At 41.1% G+C, this 20,552-nt stretch carries 21 protein-coding genes; 20 read left to right on the top strand and 1 reads right to left on the bottom strand.

What is annotated here, in order from left to right; genetic code table 11:
* The first annotated feature begins 18 nt into the window (after positions 1-18).
* From LKD20_RS07065 to LKD20_RS07155, 19 genes are all read left to right on the top strand, one after another.
* Positions 19-1,845 carry a diol dehydratase reactivase subunit alpha gene (locus LKD20_RS07065; protein WP_227721297.1) on the top strand — a complete coding sequence of 609 codons (1,827 nt, stop codon included), beginning with the start codon at positions 19-21 and terminating at the stop codon, positions 1,843-1,845.
* Positions 1,842-2,216: a glycerol dehydratase reactivase beta/small subunit family protein gene (locus LKD20_RS07070; protein ID WP_227721298.1), complete on the top strand. Its 375-nt coding sequence runs from the start codon at positions 1,842-1,844 to the stop codon at positions 2,214-2,216. Before LKD20_RS07065 ends, LKD20_RS07070 begins: the two co-directional genes overlap by 4 nt.
* Before the next feature lie 27 nt (positions 2,217-2,243).
* Positions 2,244-3,299 (top strand): cob(I)yrinic acid a,c-diamide adenosyltransferase, encoded by a 1,056-nt coding sequence (locus tag LKD20_RS07075; protein WP_227721299.1) that lies wholly within the window; start codon positions 2,244-2,246, stop codon positions 3,297-3,299.
* Between the two features lie 10 nt (positions 3,300-3,309).
* The gene (locus LKD20_RS07080; protein WP_119206720.1) at positions 3,310-4,032 is read left to right on the top strand and encodes an MIP/aquaporin family protein; all 723 of its coding nucleotides are present in this window, start codon (positions 3,310-3,312) and stop codon (positions 4,030-4,032) included.
* 84 nt (positions 4,033-4,116) lie between these two features.
* Positions 4,117-4,479, top strand: a complete 363-nt coding sequence (gene eutS / locus LKD20_RS07085; RefSeq protein ID WP_038117203.1) for an ethanolamine utilization microcompartment protein EutS — start codon at positions 4,117-4,119, stop codon at positions 4,477-4,479.
* A 13-nt stretch (positions 4,480-4,492) separates the two neighbouring features.
* A complete protein-coding gene (locus LKD20_RS07090) occupies positions 4,493-4,933 on the top strand; it encodes a EutP/PduV family microcompartment system protein (RefSeq protein ID WP_227721300.1) in 441 nt (146 codons plus the stop codon).
* A gap of 18 nt (positions 4,934-4,951) precedes the next feature.
* Positions 4,952-5,959: a nicotinate-nucleotide--dimethylbenzimidazole phosphoribosyltransferase gene (locus LKD20_RS07095; protein ID WP_227721301.1), complete on the top strand. Its 1,008-nt coding sequence runs from the start codon at positions 4,952-4,954 to the stop codon at positions 5,957-5,959.
* A 44-nt stretch (positions 5,960-6,003) separates the two neighbouring features.
* Positions 6,004-6,285 carry a propanediol utilization microcompartment protein PduA gene (gene pduA / locus LKD20_RS07100; RefSeq protein WP_005385289.1) on the top strand — a complete coding sequence of 94 codons (282 nt, stop codon included), beginning with the start codon at positions 6,004-6,006 and terminating at the stop codon, positions 6,283-6,285.
* A gap of 2 nt (positions 6,286-6,287) precedes the next feature.
* Complete coding sequence (pduB, locus tag LKD20_RS07105; protein ID WP_227721302.1) at positions 6,288-7,130, top strand: propanediol utilization microcompartment protein PduB; 843 nt, start codon at positions 6,288-6,290, stop codon at positions 7,128-7,130.
* Between the two features lie 92 nt (positions 7,131-7,222).
* Positions 7,223-7,402, top strand: coding sequence for a hypothetical protein (locus LKD20_RS07110; protein WP_119206718.1), 180 nt, complete (start codon positions 7,223-7,225; stop codon positions 7,400-7,402).
* Between the two features lie 65 nt (positions 7,403-7,467).
* Positions 7,468-7,998: a BMC domain-containing protein gene (locus LKD20_RS09590; protein ID WP_303880685.1), complete on the top strand. Its 531-nt coding sequence runs from the start codon at positions 7,468-7,470 to the stop codon at positions 7,996-7,998.
* A gap of 26 nt (positions 7,999-8,024) precedes the next feature.
* On the top strand, positions 8,025-8,300 hold the full coding sequence (pduA, locus tag LKD20_RS07120; protein ID WP_005385294.1) for a propanediol utilization microcompartment protein PduA: 276 nt from the start codon (positions 8,025-8,027) through the stop codon (positions 8,298-8,300).
* A gap of 6 nt (positions 8,301-8,306) precedes the next feature.
* On the top strand, positions 8,307-8,927 hold the full coding sequence (gene pduL, locus LKD20_RS07125; RefSeq protein ID WP_227721303.1) for a phosphate propanoyltransferase: 621 nt from the start codon (positions 8,307-8,309) through the stop codon (positions 8,925-8,927).
* A gap of 10 nt (positions 8,928-8,937) precedes the next feature.
* Positions 8,938-9,777 carry an ethanolamine utilization protein EutJ gene (eutJ, locus tag LKD20_RS07130; protein WP_227721304.1) on the top strand — a complete coding sequence of 280 codons (840 nt, stop codon included), beginning with the start codon at positions 8,938-8,940 and terminating at the stop codon, positions 9,775-9,777.
* Position 9,778: 1 nt separating this feature from the next.
* Positions 9,779-10,270: a PduM family microcompartment protein gene (gene pduM / locus LKD20_RS07135; RefSeq protein WP_119206715.1), complete on the top strand. Its 492-nt coding sequence runs from the start codon at positions 9,779-9,781 to the stop codon at positions 10,268-10,270.
* A complete protein-coding gene (locus LKD20_RS07140; protein WP_024066335.1) occupies positions 10,257-10,523 on the top strand; it encodes a EutN/CcmL family microcompartment protein in 267 nt (88 codons plus the stop codon). The genes pduM and LKD20_RS07140 overlap by 14 nt, the downstream gene beginning before the upstream one ends.
* 131 nt (positions 10,524-10,654) lie before the next feature.
* Positions 10,655-12,085, top strand: coding sequence for an aldehyde dehydrogenase family protein (locus LKD20_RS07145; protein WP_227721305.1), 1,431 nt, complete (start codon positions 10,655-10,657; stop codon positions 12,083-12,085).
* Positions 12,086-12,096: 11 nt separating this feature from the next.
* On the top strand, positions 12,097-13,215 hold the full coding sequence (locus LKD20_RS07150) for a 1-propanol dehydrogenase PduQ (RefSeq protein ID WP_227721306.1): 1,119 nt from the start codon (positions 12,097-12,099) through the stop codon (positions 13,213-13,215).
* 476 nt (positions 13,216-13,691) lie between these two features.
* Positions 13,692-17,945 (top strand): acyl-CoA dehydratase activase-related protein, encoded by a 4,254-nt coding sequence (locus tag LKD20_RS07155; protein ID WP_227721307.1) that lies wholly within the window; start codon positions 13,692-13,694, stop codon positions 17,943-17,945.
* 738 nt (positions 17,946-18,683) lie between these two features.
* Here the strand turns inward: LKD20_RS07155 and LKD20_RS07160 are convergent.
* Positions 18,684-19,871 (bottom strand): multidrug effflux MFS transporter, encoded by a 1,188-nt coding sequence (locus LKD20_RS07160; RefSeq protein ID WP_227721308.1) that lies wholly within the window; start codon positions 19,869-19,871, stop codon positions 18,684-18,686.
* 234 nt (positions 19,872-20,105) lie between these two features.
* Here LKD20_RS07160 and LKD20_RS07165 point away from each other — a divergent pair, with 234 nt between their 5' ends.
* Positions 20,106-20,390, top strand: coding sequence for a PepSY domain-containing protein (locus LKD20_RS07165; protein ID WP_024065668.1), 285 nt, complete (start codon positions 20,106-20,108; stop codon positions 20,388-20,390).
* Positions 20,391-20,552 lie beyond the last annotated feature (162 nt).

Raw genomic sequence — 20,552 nt, forward strand, 5'->3', positions numbered from 1 at the left:
CCTATAGGAGATGTCATTATGAAACGAATTGTTGGCATCGATATCGGAAACTCTACAACAGAAGCGGCCTTGGCCGAAATTCATAGCAATGGCGAGGTAAAGTTCTTATCTTCTGCAATCGCTAGTACCACAGGTATTAAAGGAACACGCGAAAATATCGTAGGTCTCATGGATGCCCTCAAGTCGCTAATCAGGTCTGCTAATCTTACTCTACGAGACATTGACTTAGTTCGTATTAATGAGGCTACACCAGTTATTGGTGATGTAGCCATGGAAACGATTACAGAAACCATAATTACAGAATCTACCATGATTGGTCACAATCCTAAAACTCCAGGTGGTTTAGGCCTTGGCGTAGGCTATACAGTTCCCATTGAGCAACTGATTGATAAGCCACAAGGTCAGCCATACATCGTGGTAGCTCCAAAGATTATCGATTTTGAATTGGTAGCACAGCTAATTAATGCGTACTGTAAGCGAGGTTATGATATTCGAGCTGCCATCCTTCAAGCCGATGACGGCGTACTCGTTAACAATCGATTGGATCATAAAATTCCTATCGTAGACGAGGTTGCGTATATCGATAAAATCCCAATGGGCATGCTTTCTGCGGTAGAGGTTGTAGACCCGGGGCAAGTGGTATCACAATTATCAAATCCTTATGGAATTGCCACTGTATTTGAGCTTTCACCAGAGGAAACAAAGAATATTGTGCCTATCGCTAGAGCTCTTATCGGAAATCGCTCAGCTGTAGTTATCAAAACACCGGCAGGGGACGTTAAGGAGCGGGTAATACCGGCAGGATCCATCATTGTTATGGGGAATGACCGAACTGTATCCGTCGATGTATCTGCTGGGGCAGAGAGGATTATGAAAACCCTCGAATCGGTTCATCCTATCGATGATATCAGTGGTGAAGCAGGTACGAACGTAGGTGGCATGCTTGAAAAGGTTCGCCTTACAATGGCGCAATTGACGAATAAATCACCCCGAGATGTATTCATCCAAGACTTGCTAGCCGTAGATGTAGCTGTTCCTATCAATGTAAAGGGTGGCCTTGCAGGTGAATTCTCTATGGAACAAGCCGTAGGTATTGCCTCCATGGTTAAGTCAGATCATCTACAAATGGAAATCATTGCAAAGCAGGTTGAAAAAGAGCTAGGCGTTCCTGTTGAAATCGGTGGCGAAGAGGCTGAATCAGCTATCTTAGGCGCTTTGACTACACCGGGGACAGCCAAACCAATGGCCATACTCGATTTAGGAGCAGGCTCTACCGATGCATCTATCATCAATCAAGAAGGAAAAATTAAGGCCATTCATCTTGCAGGTGCAGGAAATATGGTAACAATGTTAATCAACTCCGAGCTTGGTTTAGAGGATATGCATATTGCGGAATCTATTAAACGAGATCCATTGGCTCAAGTACTCAGTGTATATCACATTCGTCACGAAGATGGAACGGTGCAGTTCTTTAATGAACCACTTCCGGCAGCATTGTTTGGCCGCGTTGTTATTGTCACTCCTGATGGGCTTGTTCCTGTAGAGCGAGATATCCCACTAGAAACGATTAAACGTGTTCGTCAAACCGCCAAGAAACGGGTGTTTGTAACAAATTCTCTTCGTGCTTTGGCATCTGTTAGTCCTACTCATAATGTGCGAGATATACCATTCGTAGTTATCGTAGGTGGTTCTGCATTAGACTTTGAAATTCCTCAACTCGTCACCGATGCACTTTCACAATATGCATTAGTAGCAGGTCGAGGCAATATTCGAGGCGTTGAAGGTGCACGTAATGCGGTAGCAACAGGTTTGGTATTATCCTATGCACAGAAGGGAGGCCTATGATGGACCAAAGTATCATCAGCAAGCCAACCATATTGCTATATGCTACACAGCATATCAGTGAGGATGTACTAAAACCCGTTCTACATGGTATTGAAGAGGAAGGTCTACCAGTTGTCATTGAGTCCCACAGTGGTACGCATATGGCATTGGCTGATCTAGCATCTCGTAATTCCGCTTTATCTGTAGGTATAGGCGTTGATGAACAGGCTATTGTATTGACCTATAAAAATATACCAGCGCATCAATTTATCTACCGACTCAGTGGTTACAGTCAATATCCGGATAGCTTACGTACTTTAGGTGTCAATGCAGCTCGCCTTGTAAAAGGAAATCCTTTTGTTTCTGATGAACAATTGGAAGTGGCCTTTTAAATACAATTAACTTGAGAGGTGGTGCATATGGCTATTTATACGAAAACCGGTGATGCAGGTACAACAGCTCTTTTTGATGGCACACGGGTACCTAAAAATTCACTTCGTGTGGACACATATGGAACCTTTGATGAATTAAATGCACAGGTTAGTGTATGTGAGAAATTAGTCGTCTCACCAGACAATAAACATGTGCTTCACACATTACAACATCAGCTCTTCCGCTTATGTGCGGAGGTAGCAACGCCTCATGTAGAAAATCTTAGTGAAAGCAGCAATTTGATTTCACAACAAGATATTAGCGATTTGGAACGTTTAATCGATGACTATACAAAGCGATTGCCACAGCAACATAGCTTTATATTAAGCGGTAATTATTTATCTGCTGCAGAGCTACATGTGGCTCGCACAATCTGTCGTCGCGGTGAACGGTTACTTATTAGCTTAGGTTCTGTAGAACCAATTCGCGATGAGGTTCGAAAATTTATAAATCGATTATCTGATGCTCTTTATATCATGGCTCGTATGGAAGACTATGTGCAATTTGTAGAAACAATTGTAGAGCGCGTAGCAGAACGTGTTAAGAACAGTCATGCTGAAGTACTGGCGGAAACGAATCGGAGCTTATGGCATATGGGGCATACTACTGAAAATGGAGTTAGTTATATGGCAACTAGAACAAAGCTAGAAGAAATTATGACGAAACTTTCACAAGCAGCCATGGACTATGCTCAGTCCATAGGTGTACCTATCGTTGTATCTATAGTAGATGCAAAGGGTGTATTAATGTATTTCCATCGTATGTCAGATGCATTGCTCATCAGCAACGATATCGCACAGGCAAAGGCGTATACTGCAGTAGCTCTCAAAGCGGCAACTCATGAAGTACATCAAAGTGCACAGCCTGATGGCGATCTATTCAACATTGAATCCATGGTAAATCGTAAAATCTGTACCTTTGGTGGAGGTTATCCGATCATCATCGACGGAGAAATTGTCGGTGGTTTCGGCATTAGCGGTGGCACTGTGGCAGAAGATATGGACATTGCATCTCATGCATTACAATCTTTGTTAACTCGATGAGGTGAAAACAATGGACGTAACGCAAATGTATATTAGTGAGTTTGTTGGTACTGCCGTTCTAATTGCATTTGGTAACAGTACAAATGCATCAATTTTATTAAAGAAAACCATCGTTAGTATTTTTGGAACTAACTGGTTACACATTATCTTTGGATGGGCCTTTGCCGTTTCCTTTGGTGTATACGTAGGTATTACACTTGGTGGGCCTGGCCACTTGAATCCAGCAGTTACCTTTGCCCTTGCTGTGGCAGGTATATTTCCTTGGGATCAAGTTATTCCAATGTCTATAGCGCAAATTGCAGGTGGTTTTACTGGTGCTGCTATTGCTGCACTGTTCTATTATCCACACTTTAAAGTAACAGGTCCTGACGAAGGGAACTGCGTAGGGATTTTTGCAACAGGTCCAGCAATCGATAATAAACCTTTCAATTTGATATCTGAAATTATAGCTACGTTTATGTTTATGCTAGCTATTCTCTGCTTAGGTAAAATGGCTGATGGTTTAGCACCTATGGTCATTGGTATCTTGGTAGCATCGATTGGTATGTCCTTTGGTGCAACTACTGGATATGCGTTAAATCCAGCGCGCGACTTTGGTCCACGGTTAGCGTATTTCTTACTACCGATTCCTAATAAGGGAACTGCAAACTGGCAATATGCGTGGGTACCATTTATTGGCCCATTGATTGGGGCGGGCTTAGCCGTATTATTCTTCCAATTAGTGGCACCTTAACTCTAGCTAGAGTATATAAGACAAAACGAATGATAGTTTGTCAGGATAGTTTAAAGAATACATGTTGAATTAGGAGGAGATTATATGGCCTTTCAAGAGGTAATTGATGCAAAACAGCGCATCATACAAGAATTTGTACCCGGAAAGCAGGTTACGATAGCCCATGTTATTGCCAATCCTAAGCCAGATTTATTTAGAAAAATGGGGCTCGAGGAAAAAGGACGAAATGCCATTGGGATTCTTACTATAACACCTGGCGAAGGGACCATTATTGCAGCCGATATTGCAAGTAAATCCGGTGATATCGAAATCGGTTTCATCGATAGATTTTCGGGGGCACTTCTCATAACTGGTGATGTATCTGCTGTTGAATCTGCATTGCGCAGTGTAATTGAAGGTCTGCAACGCATATTAGGCTTTTTCCCGACGGATTTAACAAGATCCTAATGAAAGGGTAATTATGAGTACCGAAAAGAAAGAAAAGCGTATCCTCCTAGTAGGCCGTAGCGGTTGTGGCAAGACTACATTGGCCGATACGATTACGCATGGCTCGGCTACGTATCATAAGACACAAGCTATAACGCGGGTGGGAAACTTCATTGATACCCCTGGAGAATATATGGAAAATCCTAATTACTACCGAGGCATTATCTTGCACGCCTATGATGCGGATTTAGTGATTTTCATGATCCCCGCAGGTGATGAAACAACTATATTCCCACCAAACTTTGGAAACTCCTTAAATCGCGAGGTTATAGGGGTTGTATCAAAGGTGGATACGGGTAAAGATGTTGAGGCGCCTCGGCGCAATCTTAAACTAGCGGGAGCCACTAATATTTTTGAAATATCAGTTCACGACGAAGAGTCGTTAAAACAATTATGTAACTACATATACGGTTAGTTGAAAGAAGGTTTTTCCATGGACAAAGTGTTTGAAGAACAACTTAATCAATTTATTTTAAATAAGGCGATCATTCCAAAAAGCTTGGGTCTATGGGAACGATATTTCAAAAAAATGTGTCTCGCGTGGCAAGATATGAAACCTGAGATTCAGGCTCAGCATATTATCTTTTCTGCAGATAATGGTATTTCCGTAGATGGCCTAATCGGTTATAACTATGAGATTACTCGTAAACAGTCTCAGAATATGATTGATGGTAAAAGTGCAGTTGCTAATTATTGTATCTTTAACCATATTCCTTACGAAGTGGTAGATGTAGGCATTGCTTGTCCACAAGGTATTGGGGTGAATCGAAAGGTTGCTCAAGGCACAAAGAATATATTAGACGGTGCTGCTATGAGCGCTGAAGAATTTGACCTAGCGTACCAAGCGGGATATAACCGCGTTGTCTACTACGCAGAATCGGGTATCAATCTATTTTCCTTCGGAGAAATGGGTGTTGGTAATACCACAACTTCAGCAGCTGTCTTGAGTGGTCTTACAAAACTAGACCCACGGATAACCGTAGGTCCTGGATCTGGTCCTGATGAAGAGGCGTACATGAATCAAAAACGAGAGTTTGTACGTACTGCACTATCTAATCATAAGGGGCACTTAAACAGTCCAAAGGAGGTAATCAGCCGCGTAGGTGGATTTGATATAGCCGCTATTACAGGCGCTATGGTAGCTTGTACAGACCTACATATTCCATTTGTAATCGATGGATATATTACAGCAGTTGCTATGGCTTGTGCTACGCAAATGAATGGAGAGGCTCCATTATATGGCATTCCATCTCATTATTCTCGTGAAGTAGGGATGGCGGCAGCATTAGCCTATGCAAATATTCGTCTTGATGAAGTTCCAATCCATGGGCAAATGGCATTAGGTGAAGGAACTGGTGCAGTATTAATGGTACAACTGCTTAAAACAGCACACTTTGCCTTTATGAATATAGGCACTATGGTGGAACTATTAGAAAAATAAATTTGTAATCTTTGCTCTATGTTTTGTAAAAGGAGAGAAAACAGATGACACAAGAAGCATTAGGTATGGTGGAAACTAAGGGCCTAGTAGGCGCTATTGAAGCAGCAGATGCAATGCTTAAAGCAGCTAATGTAGAACTCGTAGGGAATGAAAAAATTGGCTCTGGTCTCGTTACTGTTATGGTTCGCGGTGATGTAGGTGCTGTAAAAGCTGCTGTAGACGCAGGTGCAGCCGCTGCAGAACGCGTAGGCATTGTTATCTCTACTCATGTAATTCCAAGACCACATAAAGATGTAGAAGGTATTTTACCAACAAAGGGTGAATAATTATGGCCGATACTAAAAGTATGGTAGATGAGATTTTAAAGCGCGTATTGATGCGTATCGATGGTGCTGATTTAAGCAAAACTACAGGCGCAACAGGTAATGCATCATGTGTTTCGTCACCTGTAAGTTCACCTACTACAAATCAACTACAAACTTCAATGATTACTGAACACGTAGGCAGTACTACAACAGGCGATACAATTGGCCTCGTAATTGCCAATGTAGACAGTCAAGTATTGGAAGCTATGAAGCTCACTAAGTCATATCGATCTATCGGTATCTTAGGTTCACGTACAGGTGCAGGGCCGCAAATCATGGCCGCTGATGAAGCTGTAAAAGCAACGAATACCGAGATTGTTAGCATTGAACTTGCCCGTGATATGAAAGGTGGTGCCGGTTCTGGTTCCCTTATCATATTTGGTGGCGATGATGTATCTGATGTAAGACGTTCTGTAGAAGTAGCATTGCGTGAATTAGAACGTACCTTCGGCGAAGTATATATGAACGAAGCCGGTCATGTGGAAGTTCAATATACAGCTCGCGCAGGAGAAGCATTAGTGACTGCCTTTGGAACACCAGAAGGTAAAGCCTTTGGCTTGATCGTTGGAGCCCCAGCAGCTATTGGTGTAGTTATGGCAGATACAGCAGTTAAATCAGCGAATGTAGATGTAGTAGGCTATCGTTCTCCATCGAGTTCAGCTATGAGTAATGAAGTTATTTTACAAATCAGTGGTGATTCTGGCGCTGTTAAACAAGCTGTAAAAGCAGCACGTGATGTAGGATTAGCTTTACTAGAAACTATGGGAGACAGACCTAAGAATAAAGGTAATGCTTACATTATTTAATGAATATTATTTCAAAGAGTCAAATATTCATTACATATCATTATCACGTCGCAATAGATGATACTTTCACAATGTGAATAGGAGGATTCATAATGGCAGAACTAAATGAACAAATGTTACGGGCTATCATTATGGACATAATAGATGAAGTAGGTATGCTCAAGGATGAGCCTGTTCAGGCGACACCGAAAGAAGAACCTAAAACAGAATCTCAAGAACCAGAATTAAAAGATTTGATTCGTCAAATGTTAGTAGATATGCAACGTAGCTAACGTTATAGGAATGCATGAATCCTGTTGCGAATCATCAACAGAAATAGACGTCGGGAGGTGGCATAGTGAAAGATTCACTAGGGTTACTAGAAGTAGCTGGTTTACTGGGGGCTATCACCGCATCAGATGCAATGGTTAAAGCTGCAAATGTACGGTTGATAGGCATAGAAAAGGCGAGAGGCCTTGGCTGGATGACAGTAAAGGTTGCCGGTGATGTAGCAGCTGTGGAAGCGGCTGTTCAGACTGGTGTAGCTCTTACAAAAGGAATGAACCTGTATGTAGCTCATAAGGTAATTCCACGGCCTGCAGAAGGCTTAGTAGAATCCTTTAATGATGACTTTACAGATAAGCCTGCTAAGGTATCTGATGATACACAGTTAACTAAGGCGAGTGCTAGTGTTCAAGAAACTGAGGAAATTATAGAAATCGAACCAGTCAAAGCTGAAGTTACAACTTCTAAAACAGAGAAACCCAAATTAGATGAAAAGGTTGTTGAAGTGTTAGATGAAATTGTATCTACCATCATAGAACCGAAAAGTTCTAAGTCTACAGGTACAAAGAAAACAACACCAAAGAAAAACTCTAAAAAGAAATAAAGTAGTAAATAATAAAGGAGATTATCATGAATAACGCATTAGGCATGGTAGAAACAAAAGGTTTAGTAGGCGCCATTGAAGCGGCTGACGCAATGGTAAAAGCAGCTAACGTTACATTAGAAGGTACTGAAAAAATTGGTTCCGGTCTTGTAACTGTAATGGTTCGCGGTGATGTTGGCGCTGTAAAAGCAGCGGTTGATGCAGGCTGTGCAGCAGCACAAAAAGTAGGCGAAGTAGTATCTACTCATGTAATTCCACGCCCTCATAGCGACGTAGAATTAATCTTACCTAAGAAAGGATAATAGCTTATGGATCGGGAACAGATTCGTGCTATCGTACGAGAAGTGATCGAAGCCATGTTCGAATCGTCCATTCCCGTAGGTGTGAGCAATAGACATGTCCATCTATGTCAGGCGGACTGGGATGTATTATTCCCGAATCAGGCTATTACTAAGAAAAGTGACTTAAAACAAACTGGAGAGTTTGCTTCAGAACAAACCGTTACTTTAGTGGGGCCTAAAGGAGTCATTCAAAATGTCCGCGTACTAGGTCCTCTTAGAAAACAGTCACAAGTGGAGGTATCGTTGACCGATGCTCGTACATTAGGCATAAAGCCTCCTATTGTGCTATCTGGTCATTTAGAATCAGCCGTAGAGATTACTCTATGTACTGAAAACGGGGAAATAACAAAACCTATTTGTATTGTTGCAAAGCGACATATTCACATGTCGCCGGATGATGCAAAACGGTTCCATGTAAACGACGGTGATAGCGTTAATGTCGAACTTCAAACGCCAGAACGCACCACTGTATTTGGTGATGTCATCGTTCGGGCCGTGCCTGGTTTTGTCCTAGAACTCCATATTGACACAGATGAGGCAAATGCTGCCAATGTACAAGGTACAGTGATGGCGAGAATTGTACAGTAAAGTAGGTGATATGATGAAGGGTTTGAAAAAGGCAAATAATACATTGCAAGAGTTCTCTGATCTTGTAGAGTCCAAACAAGTGAGCTCTCATAATCAAAAGAATTTGCGCGTAGGTATTGACCTTGGTACATCATCTATTGTCCTATCCGTAGTTAACGACAAAGGTAAACCTATATATGGCGCCTTTGAATACAATGAGTCCATTCGAGATGGCCTTGTAGTTGACTATGTAGGTGCTGTTACAATAACGCGTGCTTTAAAGGCTAAGGCAGAGGCAGCCTTAGGCACAGAACTTGTATATGCCGCAGCAGCTGTTCCACCTGGAACGATAGGTAAGAATAAAGATGTAGTAGGTCATGTTTTGGAAAGTGCCGGTTTTGAAGTAACTTGTATTTTAGATGAACCTACCGCTGCTGCTAATGTGCTAGGCATTACCGATGGCGCTGTTATCGACGTCGGTGGTGGTACTACAGGCATAAGCATTTTAAAGGATGGCCGCGTTGTATATACCGTGGATGAGCCGACAGGGGGTACCCATATGAACCTTGTTATTAGTGGTGCCTATGGGATTTCGATCCCGGAAGCGGAGGCTTATAAGCGGAATGAAGCCAATAAACGCGATGTATATGCAACAATACGGCCTGTTGTTGAAAAAATGGCAGCTATTTCTAAGCGTGCGTTACAAGAGGGTGGCTATGAAAAGGGGACTCCCATTGTTGTTGTAGGTGGTGCTTCTAATTTTGAGGAGTTCACAAAGACTTTCAGTCAATATATAGGTTTACCTGTTCATAAGCCACTGTATCCAGAATTTGTAACGCCCTTAGGGATTGCCATGGGAAGTGAGCATTAATATGGATGCATTAGTTAAACTGGTGCTAGAACGCCTAGAAAAGCGCATGACATCCACTGCTACTTTTATGGTCACAGAGTGCAATAGCTATGATGAGCATATATTGTTGCAGAACCAACTCATTTCTTTCGCTGGTATAGATTATGGTCATATACGAGAGTTAATGCGCGATACATTGGTGCCTTGGGTTGCCTATTTACATCGTGCATTAGCGTATGACTGTGAGGTGACGATACACCTAGCAGTTCCTGTAACCTCGTTGATGAATCCATCAGTCATTCTAGATTGGCCTATCAAATTTCTAGATAAATTTGGTCGTCCTATATATGCCAGTCATCAAGCGTGGATAACGGCCTCTTTTGTTAGATCTTGTGAAAGTCAGTCTATTATCGTCATATATAGGGGACAACGGTTCACCATGGCTGCTCGAGATGAAATCGAGCGCTTAGGTATCACAATAATTGAAGGGAACGAGAAGTATGCAAGTCGGTAAAGTTGTGGGTAGTATCGTATCTACTCAAAAGCATGAATCTCTAAAGGGAATGAAACTGATGATGGTAGATATTCTCGATGGAGAACAAGAGTTGACGGGGCGCATAGAAATCGCCGTCGATACAGTATGTGCTGGTGAAGGTGAATATGTGCTTCTAACTCGAGGCTCATCGGCACGGCATATTTTCGAAGATGATAAAGGCACCGCAGTAGATTGTGCTATTGTGGGTATTATTGATAGTTTTGAAAAATAATTGTATAGGAAATAGCTGGTGCCAGAGTTAAACCTAGTTATTGTGTCACATCATGAATGTATCCTTGATTGTGTACACCGTTAGTTGACATGGTCATTGCATCAGCAATGCAACCTATATGGAGGTTCATGATGGAAAACAATACACAGTTGAAAGAAATGATCCGCTCCATGGTTATAGATGTATTACAGGGGCAAAAGCAAGAAATGGCCTCATCACAACCTATTAAACAAGTGCCTAGAGGTCAAGTTGAGCCAGGTGTATTTGATACAGTTGATGAAGCAATTCAAGCTGCAAAAGCAGCACAAGCGCGCTTTGAAGATTGCACCTTAGCAACCCGTGAAAAGGTAATAGCAGACATCCGTGCTGCCATGCGTCCACGAGTACAAGAGTTGGCTCAGAAAACCGTTGAAGAAACGGGGATGGGTCGCGTTGCGGATAAAGTACTAAAATTAAATCTAACACTCGATAAAACACCGGGCGTAGAAGATCTCGTTACAGAGTGTGAAACAGGCGATAATGGTATGACATTATACGAATTGTCTGCTTATGGTATTATTGGTGCTGTTACGCCAAGTACGAATCCAGCGGAAACATTAATATGTAATACAATAGGTATGCTAGCCGCAGGGAATGCTGTATTCTTTAGTGTTCATCCTGGTGCTAAGCATCTTAGTCGATTGCTAGTTAGTGAACTTAATCAAATCATCGCCAAATCGATTGGCATTGAAAACCTTATTGTTACACTTCGAGAGCCATCTATTGAGTCTGCTCAAGAGATGATGCTACATCCAGATGTGAGCCTATTAGTTGTTACTGGAGGTCCTGGCGTAGTAAAACAAGCGCTTCAAAGTGGTAAAAAGGTTATCGGTGCTGGTGCAGGCAATCCACCGGCCTTTGTAGATGAAACGGCAGATATTAAAAAGGCCGCTCAAGATATTGTTCTCGGGGCTAGTCTAGATAATAATATTCTATGTATCGCTGAAAAGAGCGTTGTAGCCATGCGCCAAATCGAGCCACAACTAGTTCAAGAAATGGTAAAAGCAGGTTGTGTTCTCCTTGAAAATCAACAAGATATTCAACGCCTAGTCGATTTAACAGTGTTACCGAATGGGACACCAAATAAAAAATTTGTCGGTAAAAATGCAAGCGTTATTCTTGATGCAGCACATATTCCGTACAATGGTGATCCACGGTTAATTATCATGCGGGCTCCAAAAAATCATCCCTTTGCAGTAATTGAGATGTTAATGCCTATTTTACCTGTTGTTACAGTAGATAGCTTTGACGAAGGTCTTGATGTATGCTTGATGTTAGAAGCAGGCTTACATCATACGGCTACAATGCATTCCTTGAATATGGAACGCCTCAACCGGATGGCTCGTAAAATGAAAACTTCCATTTTTGTTAAGAATGGTCCGTCCTATGCAGGGCTTGGATTTAGCGGTGAGGGTACGACAACCTTTACAATTGCTACACCAACTGGGGAATCGACTACATCAGCGCGCTGCTTTGCACGACGTCGTAGATGTTGTTTAACAACAGGATTTAACATTCGATAGGTGGTGAGCATATGAATAAATGGACTTTTCCAACTCAAATTTATGCAGGACCAGATTCGTTGAATCGTCTTACAGAATTTAATAATGAATCCATCCTTATCATATGTGATCCATTTTTAAAAGATTCTCCAAGCCTTACGTATGTGATTGGCTTAATGGACAGTAAAAATAAAGTAACTATCTACACTGATGTGGTGCCTGATCCGCCCATAACGCATGTGGTAAAGGGTATTGAATTTATGGAAGGTATTAAGCCGTCCGTTATCATAGCCATAGGTGGGGGCTCCTGCATTGATATGAGCAAAGGGATTGCTTACTTTGGTCGTAAATTAAAGCATATGGATATCAAATCCTTTATTGCCGTGCCTACGACTAGTGGTACAGGATCTGAAGTGACCTCTTTTGCTGTTCTTACTGATAGCGAAACACAGATTAAGTATCCTCTTGTGGATGATGCGGTATTACCTGATGAAGCTTTATTAACGCCATTATTTGTAAAAACATCTCCACCAAGTGTTACTGCATTCAGTGGTATGGATGTGCTAGTTCACGCATTGGAAGCTTATGTAGCAACGGCTGCAAATAATTTTACTGATGCGTTGGCACAACAGGCGATTGAGCTAGTCTTTACTTACTTACCAAGATGTCATAAGCCAACAGCTACAGAGCAAGATAGAATGTCTATGCATGAGGCTTCATGTTTAGCAGGTCTATCCTTTAACAAGGCCGGATTAGGTATAGTTCATGCCATGGCTCATCAGTTGGGAGGACAATTTCATGTGCCTCATGGGCTAGCTAACAGTATGCTTTTGCTTTATGTAATTGGATTTAATTGCTCTCGTAACCAAGAGGTGGCCAAGAAATATGCCCATCTATCTGCTAAGTTGGGCTTTGCATCGCATAAAGCATCCGATGGAGATAAAATAGGTGCATTACTAGAGGCGATTATAAAACTACAACGAACTTTAGAATGTCCAATGACACTGACTGAATTTGGTGTAGATAAGGCTACATCTGAACCAAAACTTAACCTCATGGCAGATAGAGCACTAGAGGATATGTGTTATAGATTTAATCCATACCCAGCTAACCATGATGATCTTATTGGATTATATAAAAAGGTTTTGTAACCTATATAGAGTGAATAATAAAACTCAAAAGTATATAATGAACAATACAAATACAAGAGGCTTCAATGATTTCATGGAAGCCTCTTTTTGTATTCCCTTATTCTTGTTAATTGAAATAGAAATAGAAATAATATTTACCTATTTGTTGCTTAAGTTATGTGCTGTTAGGTACACTTTTTTTCATCTTAGAATGATATAATAAATTTTACATCCTATCTCGATGTAGAGGTGTTATTCAAGTTTAGTCATATTCCATATAACTCATTGGAATATAGAAAAACATAGATTTTATCTACATTTGTTGTATAATATGTATAGGATATTTAAAAAATTAGATGTTTTTGTGAAAGTCTATCCTTATCTAAGTTTAATTAGATGTTTGGTGCATTTTATTTTAGATTCATGCTCAATGTACTACTTTCACAATATGAGTATGATCTTGTGTGGTCATACGTTTTTTGAAAAGAGAGGTATTTATGCAACACATGCTACGCATGGGTATTGACGTGGGCTCTACAACGGTTAAAGTTGTACTATTAGACGAACACGATAATTATTTGTATAAAAAGTACATACGCCATTATGCAAACATTTTGGACACCGTATATACCTTGCTCCAAGAGGCTCAAGTGGGCCATGAAAATGATCAAGTTCATGTATGTATTACAGGTTCTGGTGGTATGGCGATGGCTGAAAAGGTGCGCATTCCATTCGTGCAAGAGGTTATTGCTGAAACACGTGCTGTAAAAGCGTTGTATCCAGAAACCGATGTTATCATCGAACTTGGTGGTGAAGATGCGAAGGTAACCTATTTAGGTCAAACGGCAGAACACCGTATGAATGGTTCTTGTGCAGGTGGTACAGGTGCTTTCATCGACCAAATGGCGACTTTATTGCAAACTGATGCATCTGGTCTTAACCAATTGGCCATGAATGCTGATACGATTTATCCAATTGCAGCACGCTGTGGCGTATTTGCTAAAACAGACGTACAAGCTTTGTTAAACCAAGGCGCATCTCATGAAAATATTGCAAAATCCGTATTCCAAGCTATTGTAAACCAAACAATTGCGGGTCTTGCATGCGGTCATAAAATTGAAGGTAATGTAGCATTCCTTGGGGGGCCATTAACATTCTTGTCCGAACTTCGTCAATGTTTCTGCGATACCTTAGAACTAGATGAAGCGCATCGCATTATCCCTGAAAACGGTGAATTATTCATCGCCTTAGGGGCGGCTTTGATGAAAGAAGACTGTCGTGAGATTACGGTTGGTCAATTAACAAAGGAAATTGGTGCCCTCATCGGTATTCCTATGGAGGCTACAGATCGTGTAGAACCTCTATTTAAAAATGAACAAGAATTAGAAGAATTCCGCGCTCGTCATGCTAAGGCTGTAACGCCAAAGGCGAATATTGAAGATGCGCAAGGTCCATGTTACCTTGGTATTGATGCGGGTTCTACCACACTTAAGGTAGTTCTCATCAATAGTAATAAGGAAATTATCTTCTCTCACTATGGTCCAAACCATGGTAAACCATTAGAAAAATCTCGTGAAATGATCGAGAAAATTTATGAACTGTTACCAAAAGGCGCTTATATTGCGCATTCTGGTGTAACTGGTTACGGCGAAGCGTTCCTTAAACGCGCCCTTGGCATCGATATTGGTGAAGTAGAAACAATGGCGCATTATCGTGCAGCACGTTTCTTCTGTCCAGATGTATCCTTTATCTTGGATATCGGTGGTCAAGATATGAAATGTTGTAAGGTTCGTGATGGCTATATCGAAGATATCGTATTGAACGAAGCGTGCTCCTCTGGTTGCGGCTCCTTCATCGATACATTCGCATCCGGTCTACGCATTCCAATCGACCAATTCGCGAAGGAAGGTTTGTTGGCATCCTTGCCAATCGACTTGGGGTCTCGTTGTACCGTATTTATGAACTCTAAGGTTAAGCAGGCTCAAAAAGAAGGTGCTACGGTACAAGATATCGCAGCAGGCCTTGCTTACTCTGTTATTAAAAATGCCCTTTACAAGGTTCTTAAGGTAAAAGATCCTAAAGAATTGGGCGATCATATCGTTGTACAAGGCGGTACATTCTACAATGAATCCGTATTGCGTGCCTTTGAGAAATTGATGGGCGTAGAAGTAATTCGTCCTGACGTATCTGGCTTGATGGGTGCTTATGGTATGGCCCTTCTTGCAGCTGAAACAGCAGAAGAGTTACAAAAGGAAAAAAGTACTTTGCTCGATAGCAATGGCCTTAACTCCTTACAAGTATCTACGACAATGCGCAATTGTGGCCTTTGCTCTAACAATTGTATGCTTACTATCAACGCTTTCTCCGACGGTCGTACCTACGTAACGGGTAACCGTTGTGACCGCGGTGCAGGTGGTATGATTCAAGAGGAACGCAAAGCAGTTCCTAACTTAGTAGACGTTAAATTGCGTCGTTACTTCGACTATTACTTAAAGAAAAATATTCCAGAGTTCGAAGGTAAAATGCGCGTAGGTATTCCTCGCGTCCTCAATATGTATGAGGATTTCCCATTCTGGTTTACATTCTTTAATACACTTGGCTATGAAGTAATCCTTTCCGATTACACAACGAAGGACCAATATAACAAGGCTATCGATACAATCCCATCCGATACAGCTTGCTACCCAGCAAAAGCGGTTCATGGTCATATTCGCGATCTTGCGAATGCACAGGTAGACTTTGTTTGGTACCCTTGTATTCAACATGGCCCTAAGGAATTTAGCCGCGACAATAATTACCATTGTCCAATGGTTATTTCCTATCCAGAACTTATTAAAAACAACATGCAAGACGTGTTAGGGGATACTCCATTCCATGCACCATTCTTGCCGTTGGCTGATAAAAAATCTCTTGTTCCTGCCCTTGTGAAAGCATTGGATTTCTTGAACCTCAAGAAGAAAGATATTGCTAATGCTGTAGAAAAAGCTTGGGAAGAACAAGAAAACTGTAAGGCTTCTTACCGTGAAACGACGAAGAAAACTGTATCTCGCCTCGTAGCAGAGCAAATTCCTACCATCGTATTAGCTGGTCGTCCATATCATTTGGACTCTGGTATTAACCACGGTATTCCAGAGCTTATTACATCTCTTGGTATGGCTGTTCTTACAGAAGATGGCGTTGCTCCACTAGGCAATGAAATTAAGCATCTACGTGTTGTAGACCAATGGTCCTACCATAGCCGTTTATATCGCGCTGCTGAATTCGTAAGTGGAACAGAAGGCTTCCAAATCGTTGAACTTAACTCCTTCGGTTGTGGCCTTGACTCTATCGTAGCGGATCAAGTAAAAGATATACTTTCAGCAAATCATAAAATTCATACCTTACTCAAAATTGATGAAGGTACAAACCTTGGTGCTGTAACGATTCGTTTGCGTTCCTTGCAATCTGTAATGGAACGTAGCTTGCGTCGTCATCATAACCCAGAAGCTCCAGAAGTGGTGGAAGAGCAATTACCAACGTACGATTATAATCGCGTTGTGTTTACAGAGGAAATGCGTAAGACTTATAAAATCTTGGTGCCACAAATGTCACCATTGCATTTTAGTCTCTTAGATCCAGTCCTCAAAAATGAAGGCTATGACTTTGAAATGTTGCCAGCTCCAACGCGTGACGATATTGAAGTGGGCTTAAAATACATCAATAATGATGCATGTTACCCAGCGATTATCGTTGTAGGTCAGCTCATGTCTGCTTTACTATCCGGTAAATATGATATCAATAAAACAGCTGTTATCATCTCCCAAACAGGTGGTGGTTGTCGTGCTACAAACTATATCGGTTACTTGCGTAAGGCTTTAATCGATGCTGGTATGAAGCAAGTACCAATCCTATCCCTTAATGCGAGCGATATGGAACGTCAACCAGGCTTCAAATTGACAAAAGGTTTCTTGCATCGTATGATCCAAGCCGTTGTTTACGGTGATGCTCTTATGCAATGCGTATTGGCTACACGTCCATACGAAACTAACCCAGGCTCTACGGATGCATTATGTGATTACTGGATTAAAAAATTACAGCAAAACATTACATCTGCAAGCCTTCGTCAGTACAATAAGTACATCAAAGAAATCATTCATGACTTTGATAACTTACCGGTTAATAAAGATGTACAAAAACCTCGCGTTGGCGTCGTAGGGGAAATTTATGTTAAATTCCATCCGAGCGCTAACAACCATATCAATGAACTCATTGAAAAAGAAGGTGGCGAAGTTGTTACATCTGGCCTATTAGACTTCTTCTTGTACTGCGCAATGGATAGCACATACCGTGCTAAACACCTTGATGGTACATGGCTATCTGGCTTCTTCGGTACATTGGCTCGTGAAGCCCTTGAACTCTACCGCTTGCCATATGCTAAAGCTGTAGCGGCGTCCAAACACTTCGATCCTCTACAACGTATGACAGAAGTAGCAAAAGAAGCAGCTCAATACATTGGCCTTGGTAACCAATGCGGTGAAGGCTGGTTCCTTACAGGCGATATGATTGACCTCATCGAAAAAGGGGCAAAACAAATCGTATGCTTGCAACCATTCGGCTGCTTACCAAACCACGTAACAGGTAAAGGCATGGTAAAAACACTATCCGCTGCCTACCCAGACGTGCGCATTGCTGCCATCGACTACGATCCAGGCTCCAGTGCAGTAAACCAAGCAAACCGCTTGAAACTATTATTATCGACCATGTTTGAATAAAGGAGTGCTCCGTTATATTTTCAACGGGGCCATGTTAGATGTATTGCTAATTTTAGCCCCAATAATAGTTGTGTAACTCGATGGAGCTATTGTAAATAAGCGATAAGGTGCTTTCATTTTATAATGGGGCCCGGATACAACTGCATATCATTAGTATAGAAAAAATACAGCCCTCTCTTGGCTCAGGTACGTCACTACGCTCCGTAAAATCGCTGCAGAGAGGGCTGTATTCTTTTCTATATACACTCGGCTATGAAGATGTCCCATTATAAAATGTAAGTAATCCAATCTACTATATCCCTAATAGCTCCATCGAGTTTGTTATCTCATTATTTATTATAAAAAATTAGCAATACACCTAACGGAGATGGTAGGGAGGAGATGTGCCTATGGCAGATCTCCTTTTCCTACAATCAGTTGTGTAGGTGATTTCCGTTATTGTGCTTTATATTTTCAGAAGGGAAATAATAGTGCCAAGTCGATATTTTAATGTGTAATATATATAGTTTATTGCTTTGGTTGATGCTCTTAAGTCGTAATGGGACGCCTTCATAGAAAATGTTAATAAAAATAGCACCACCTTTTTCGCAGCGATTTTACGGAACGTAGTGACGTACTGAGCAAGAAAAAGGTGGTGCTGTTTTTATACTTAAATTTATTCAATTGTAATGGGGCCCCATTACGACTGAGAAATACAAGGGCTATAACATTGTATTAACTACTGCAATACGGCTGGCACTATTCTTTCTCAACTAAACCATATAGGCACAATAAGGAAAGCACTGCACATACTAGCATTGTAATCCCCATGGGTACCCCCGTATGATCTCCACCAATACCAACGAGTGGAGATACAATACCTGCCGCAAACATGCTGGCAAAGCCGAGTATGGCAGAGGCACTGCCGGCCATTTTCCCGTAGTTAGTCATCGCCATTGAGAAGGAGGCGGAGCCGAATAGGGATACGGTACATACGGTAAAGAATAGGATGGTTGTTACCGGAATGAGGGACCATTCGAAAATCATAGCAATTAAGAATAGTAAGGAACCAATTGTAAGTTGCCATAGGCTGAATGTTAGTAATTGTTTAGCTGTTATAACATTACTAACACGACTACTAATGGCACTAGCTAAGACAATACCACAGCTGTTAATACCGAAAAGATAGCTAAATTCTTGAGCGGAAAGATTAAAAATATTTTGGTATACAAAGGATGAACCTGATATATAAGCAAAAAATCCGCCAAAGGCAAATAATTGTATTAATGTTTGACCTAAGAATGGCTTATCTTTGATGAGGGTAATATAATTTTTAACTGCTACACCTACACCGCCTGTAATACGTTTTTCTTTTGGTAAGCTTTCACGGAATAGAAGTGAGCCTACTAATAGAATAGCAGAGAATACTGCTAGAATTACAAAGATTACACGCCATGTAGTGAATAAGAGCAATTGGCCACCTATGAGAGGGGCAAGTACTGGAGCTAAGCCGTTAACCATCATAAGTAAGGCGAAGAGTTTCGTCAATTCTTGACCAGAAGCAAAGTCTCGAGCGATAGCCTTGGCAATTACAACACCTACAGATCCAGTTAAACCTTGTAGGAATCTACCTAGTAAAAGTATTTCGATGTTAGGTGCAAAGGCACAAATGATGCTAGAGATGACACATAGTAAATTGCCTACGATGAGTGGTAATTTACGACCCATTGTATCGCTAATAGGGCCACCAAATAATTGGCCTAATGCAACACCAAAGGTCATAACACCAATGGTCATTTGAATATTAGATGCGGTTGTATTTAATTCGCCAGGCATAATCGGCAATGCTGGTAAATAAAGATCTGTTGCGAGCGGTGTTATGGCTGTTAACATGCCAAGGAATACTACCAAGATAAAGGAAACCTTAGCAGAATTTTCTTGATTCATATAATCCTCCTATCTTAAAATGGGAAAAATAAAAGCCTGCGAATCGCACTTCGCAGACTGCATTTAATTTTTTCTATTTGATACGATGTATTGTAACATGATTAGTAGATAATTTCTATAGATTTTTCTTAATAAGAATTATGATTTGCTATCTTTTCTCTCATCGATTACAATAAGTTATATTATTTATATCTAAAAGTATCAATTTGGTTTATGTGTGTAGGAGAGAATTATATGAAAAAAATGGTAAAATCCTTGATTTTGACTGTAGTAGCTGTCCTGAGTACTACGGTAGTGTCCTCAGTGGAAGCTATTAGTTCTGATGAGGCCGTGCAAAGTGCATTGGCACGTGTACCGGGTGCAACGGTTACTAATATAACTGAGTTCAATCGCGATTATGATCATGGTCGTTTAGAGTATGAAGGTGAAATTCATTACAATGGTTATGAATACGACTTTGAAATTGATGCAGATACTGGCACATTTACAAAATGGGAAGTGGAGCAAGAGGTCTACTAATAGACTGAGAGCTTATAATGTGTAACAATGTGGATTAACTCCTTAAGGTTGTATTACTTGGAATATCCTAATATATAACAATAAAAAGGGTTATAGGACAAAACGTGTTGGTTTTATAGGCGATGGAGCCAGTAAATTACTGGCTCCATCGCTATTTTAAGT

It is taken from the genome of Veillonella fallax, assembly GCF_020687175.1.
GTDB lineage: Bacteria > Bacillota > Negativicutes > Veillonellales > Veillonellaceae > Veillonella > Veillonella fallax.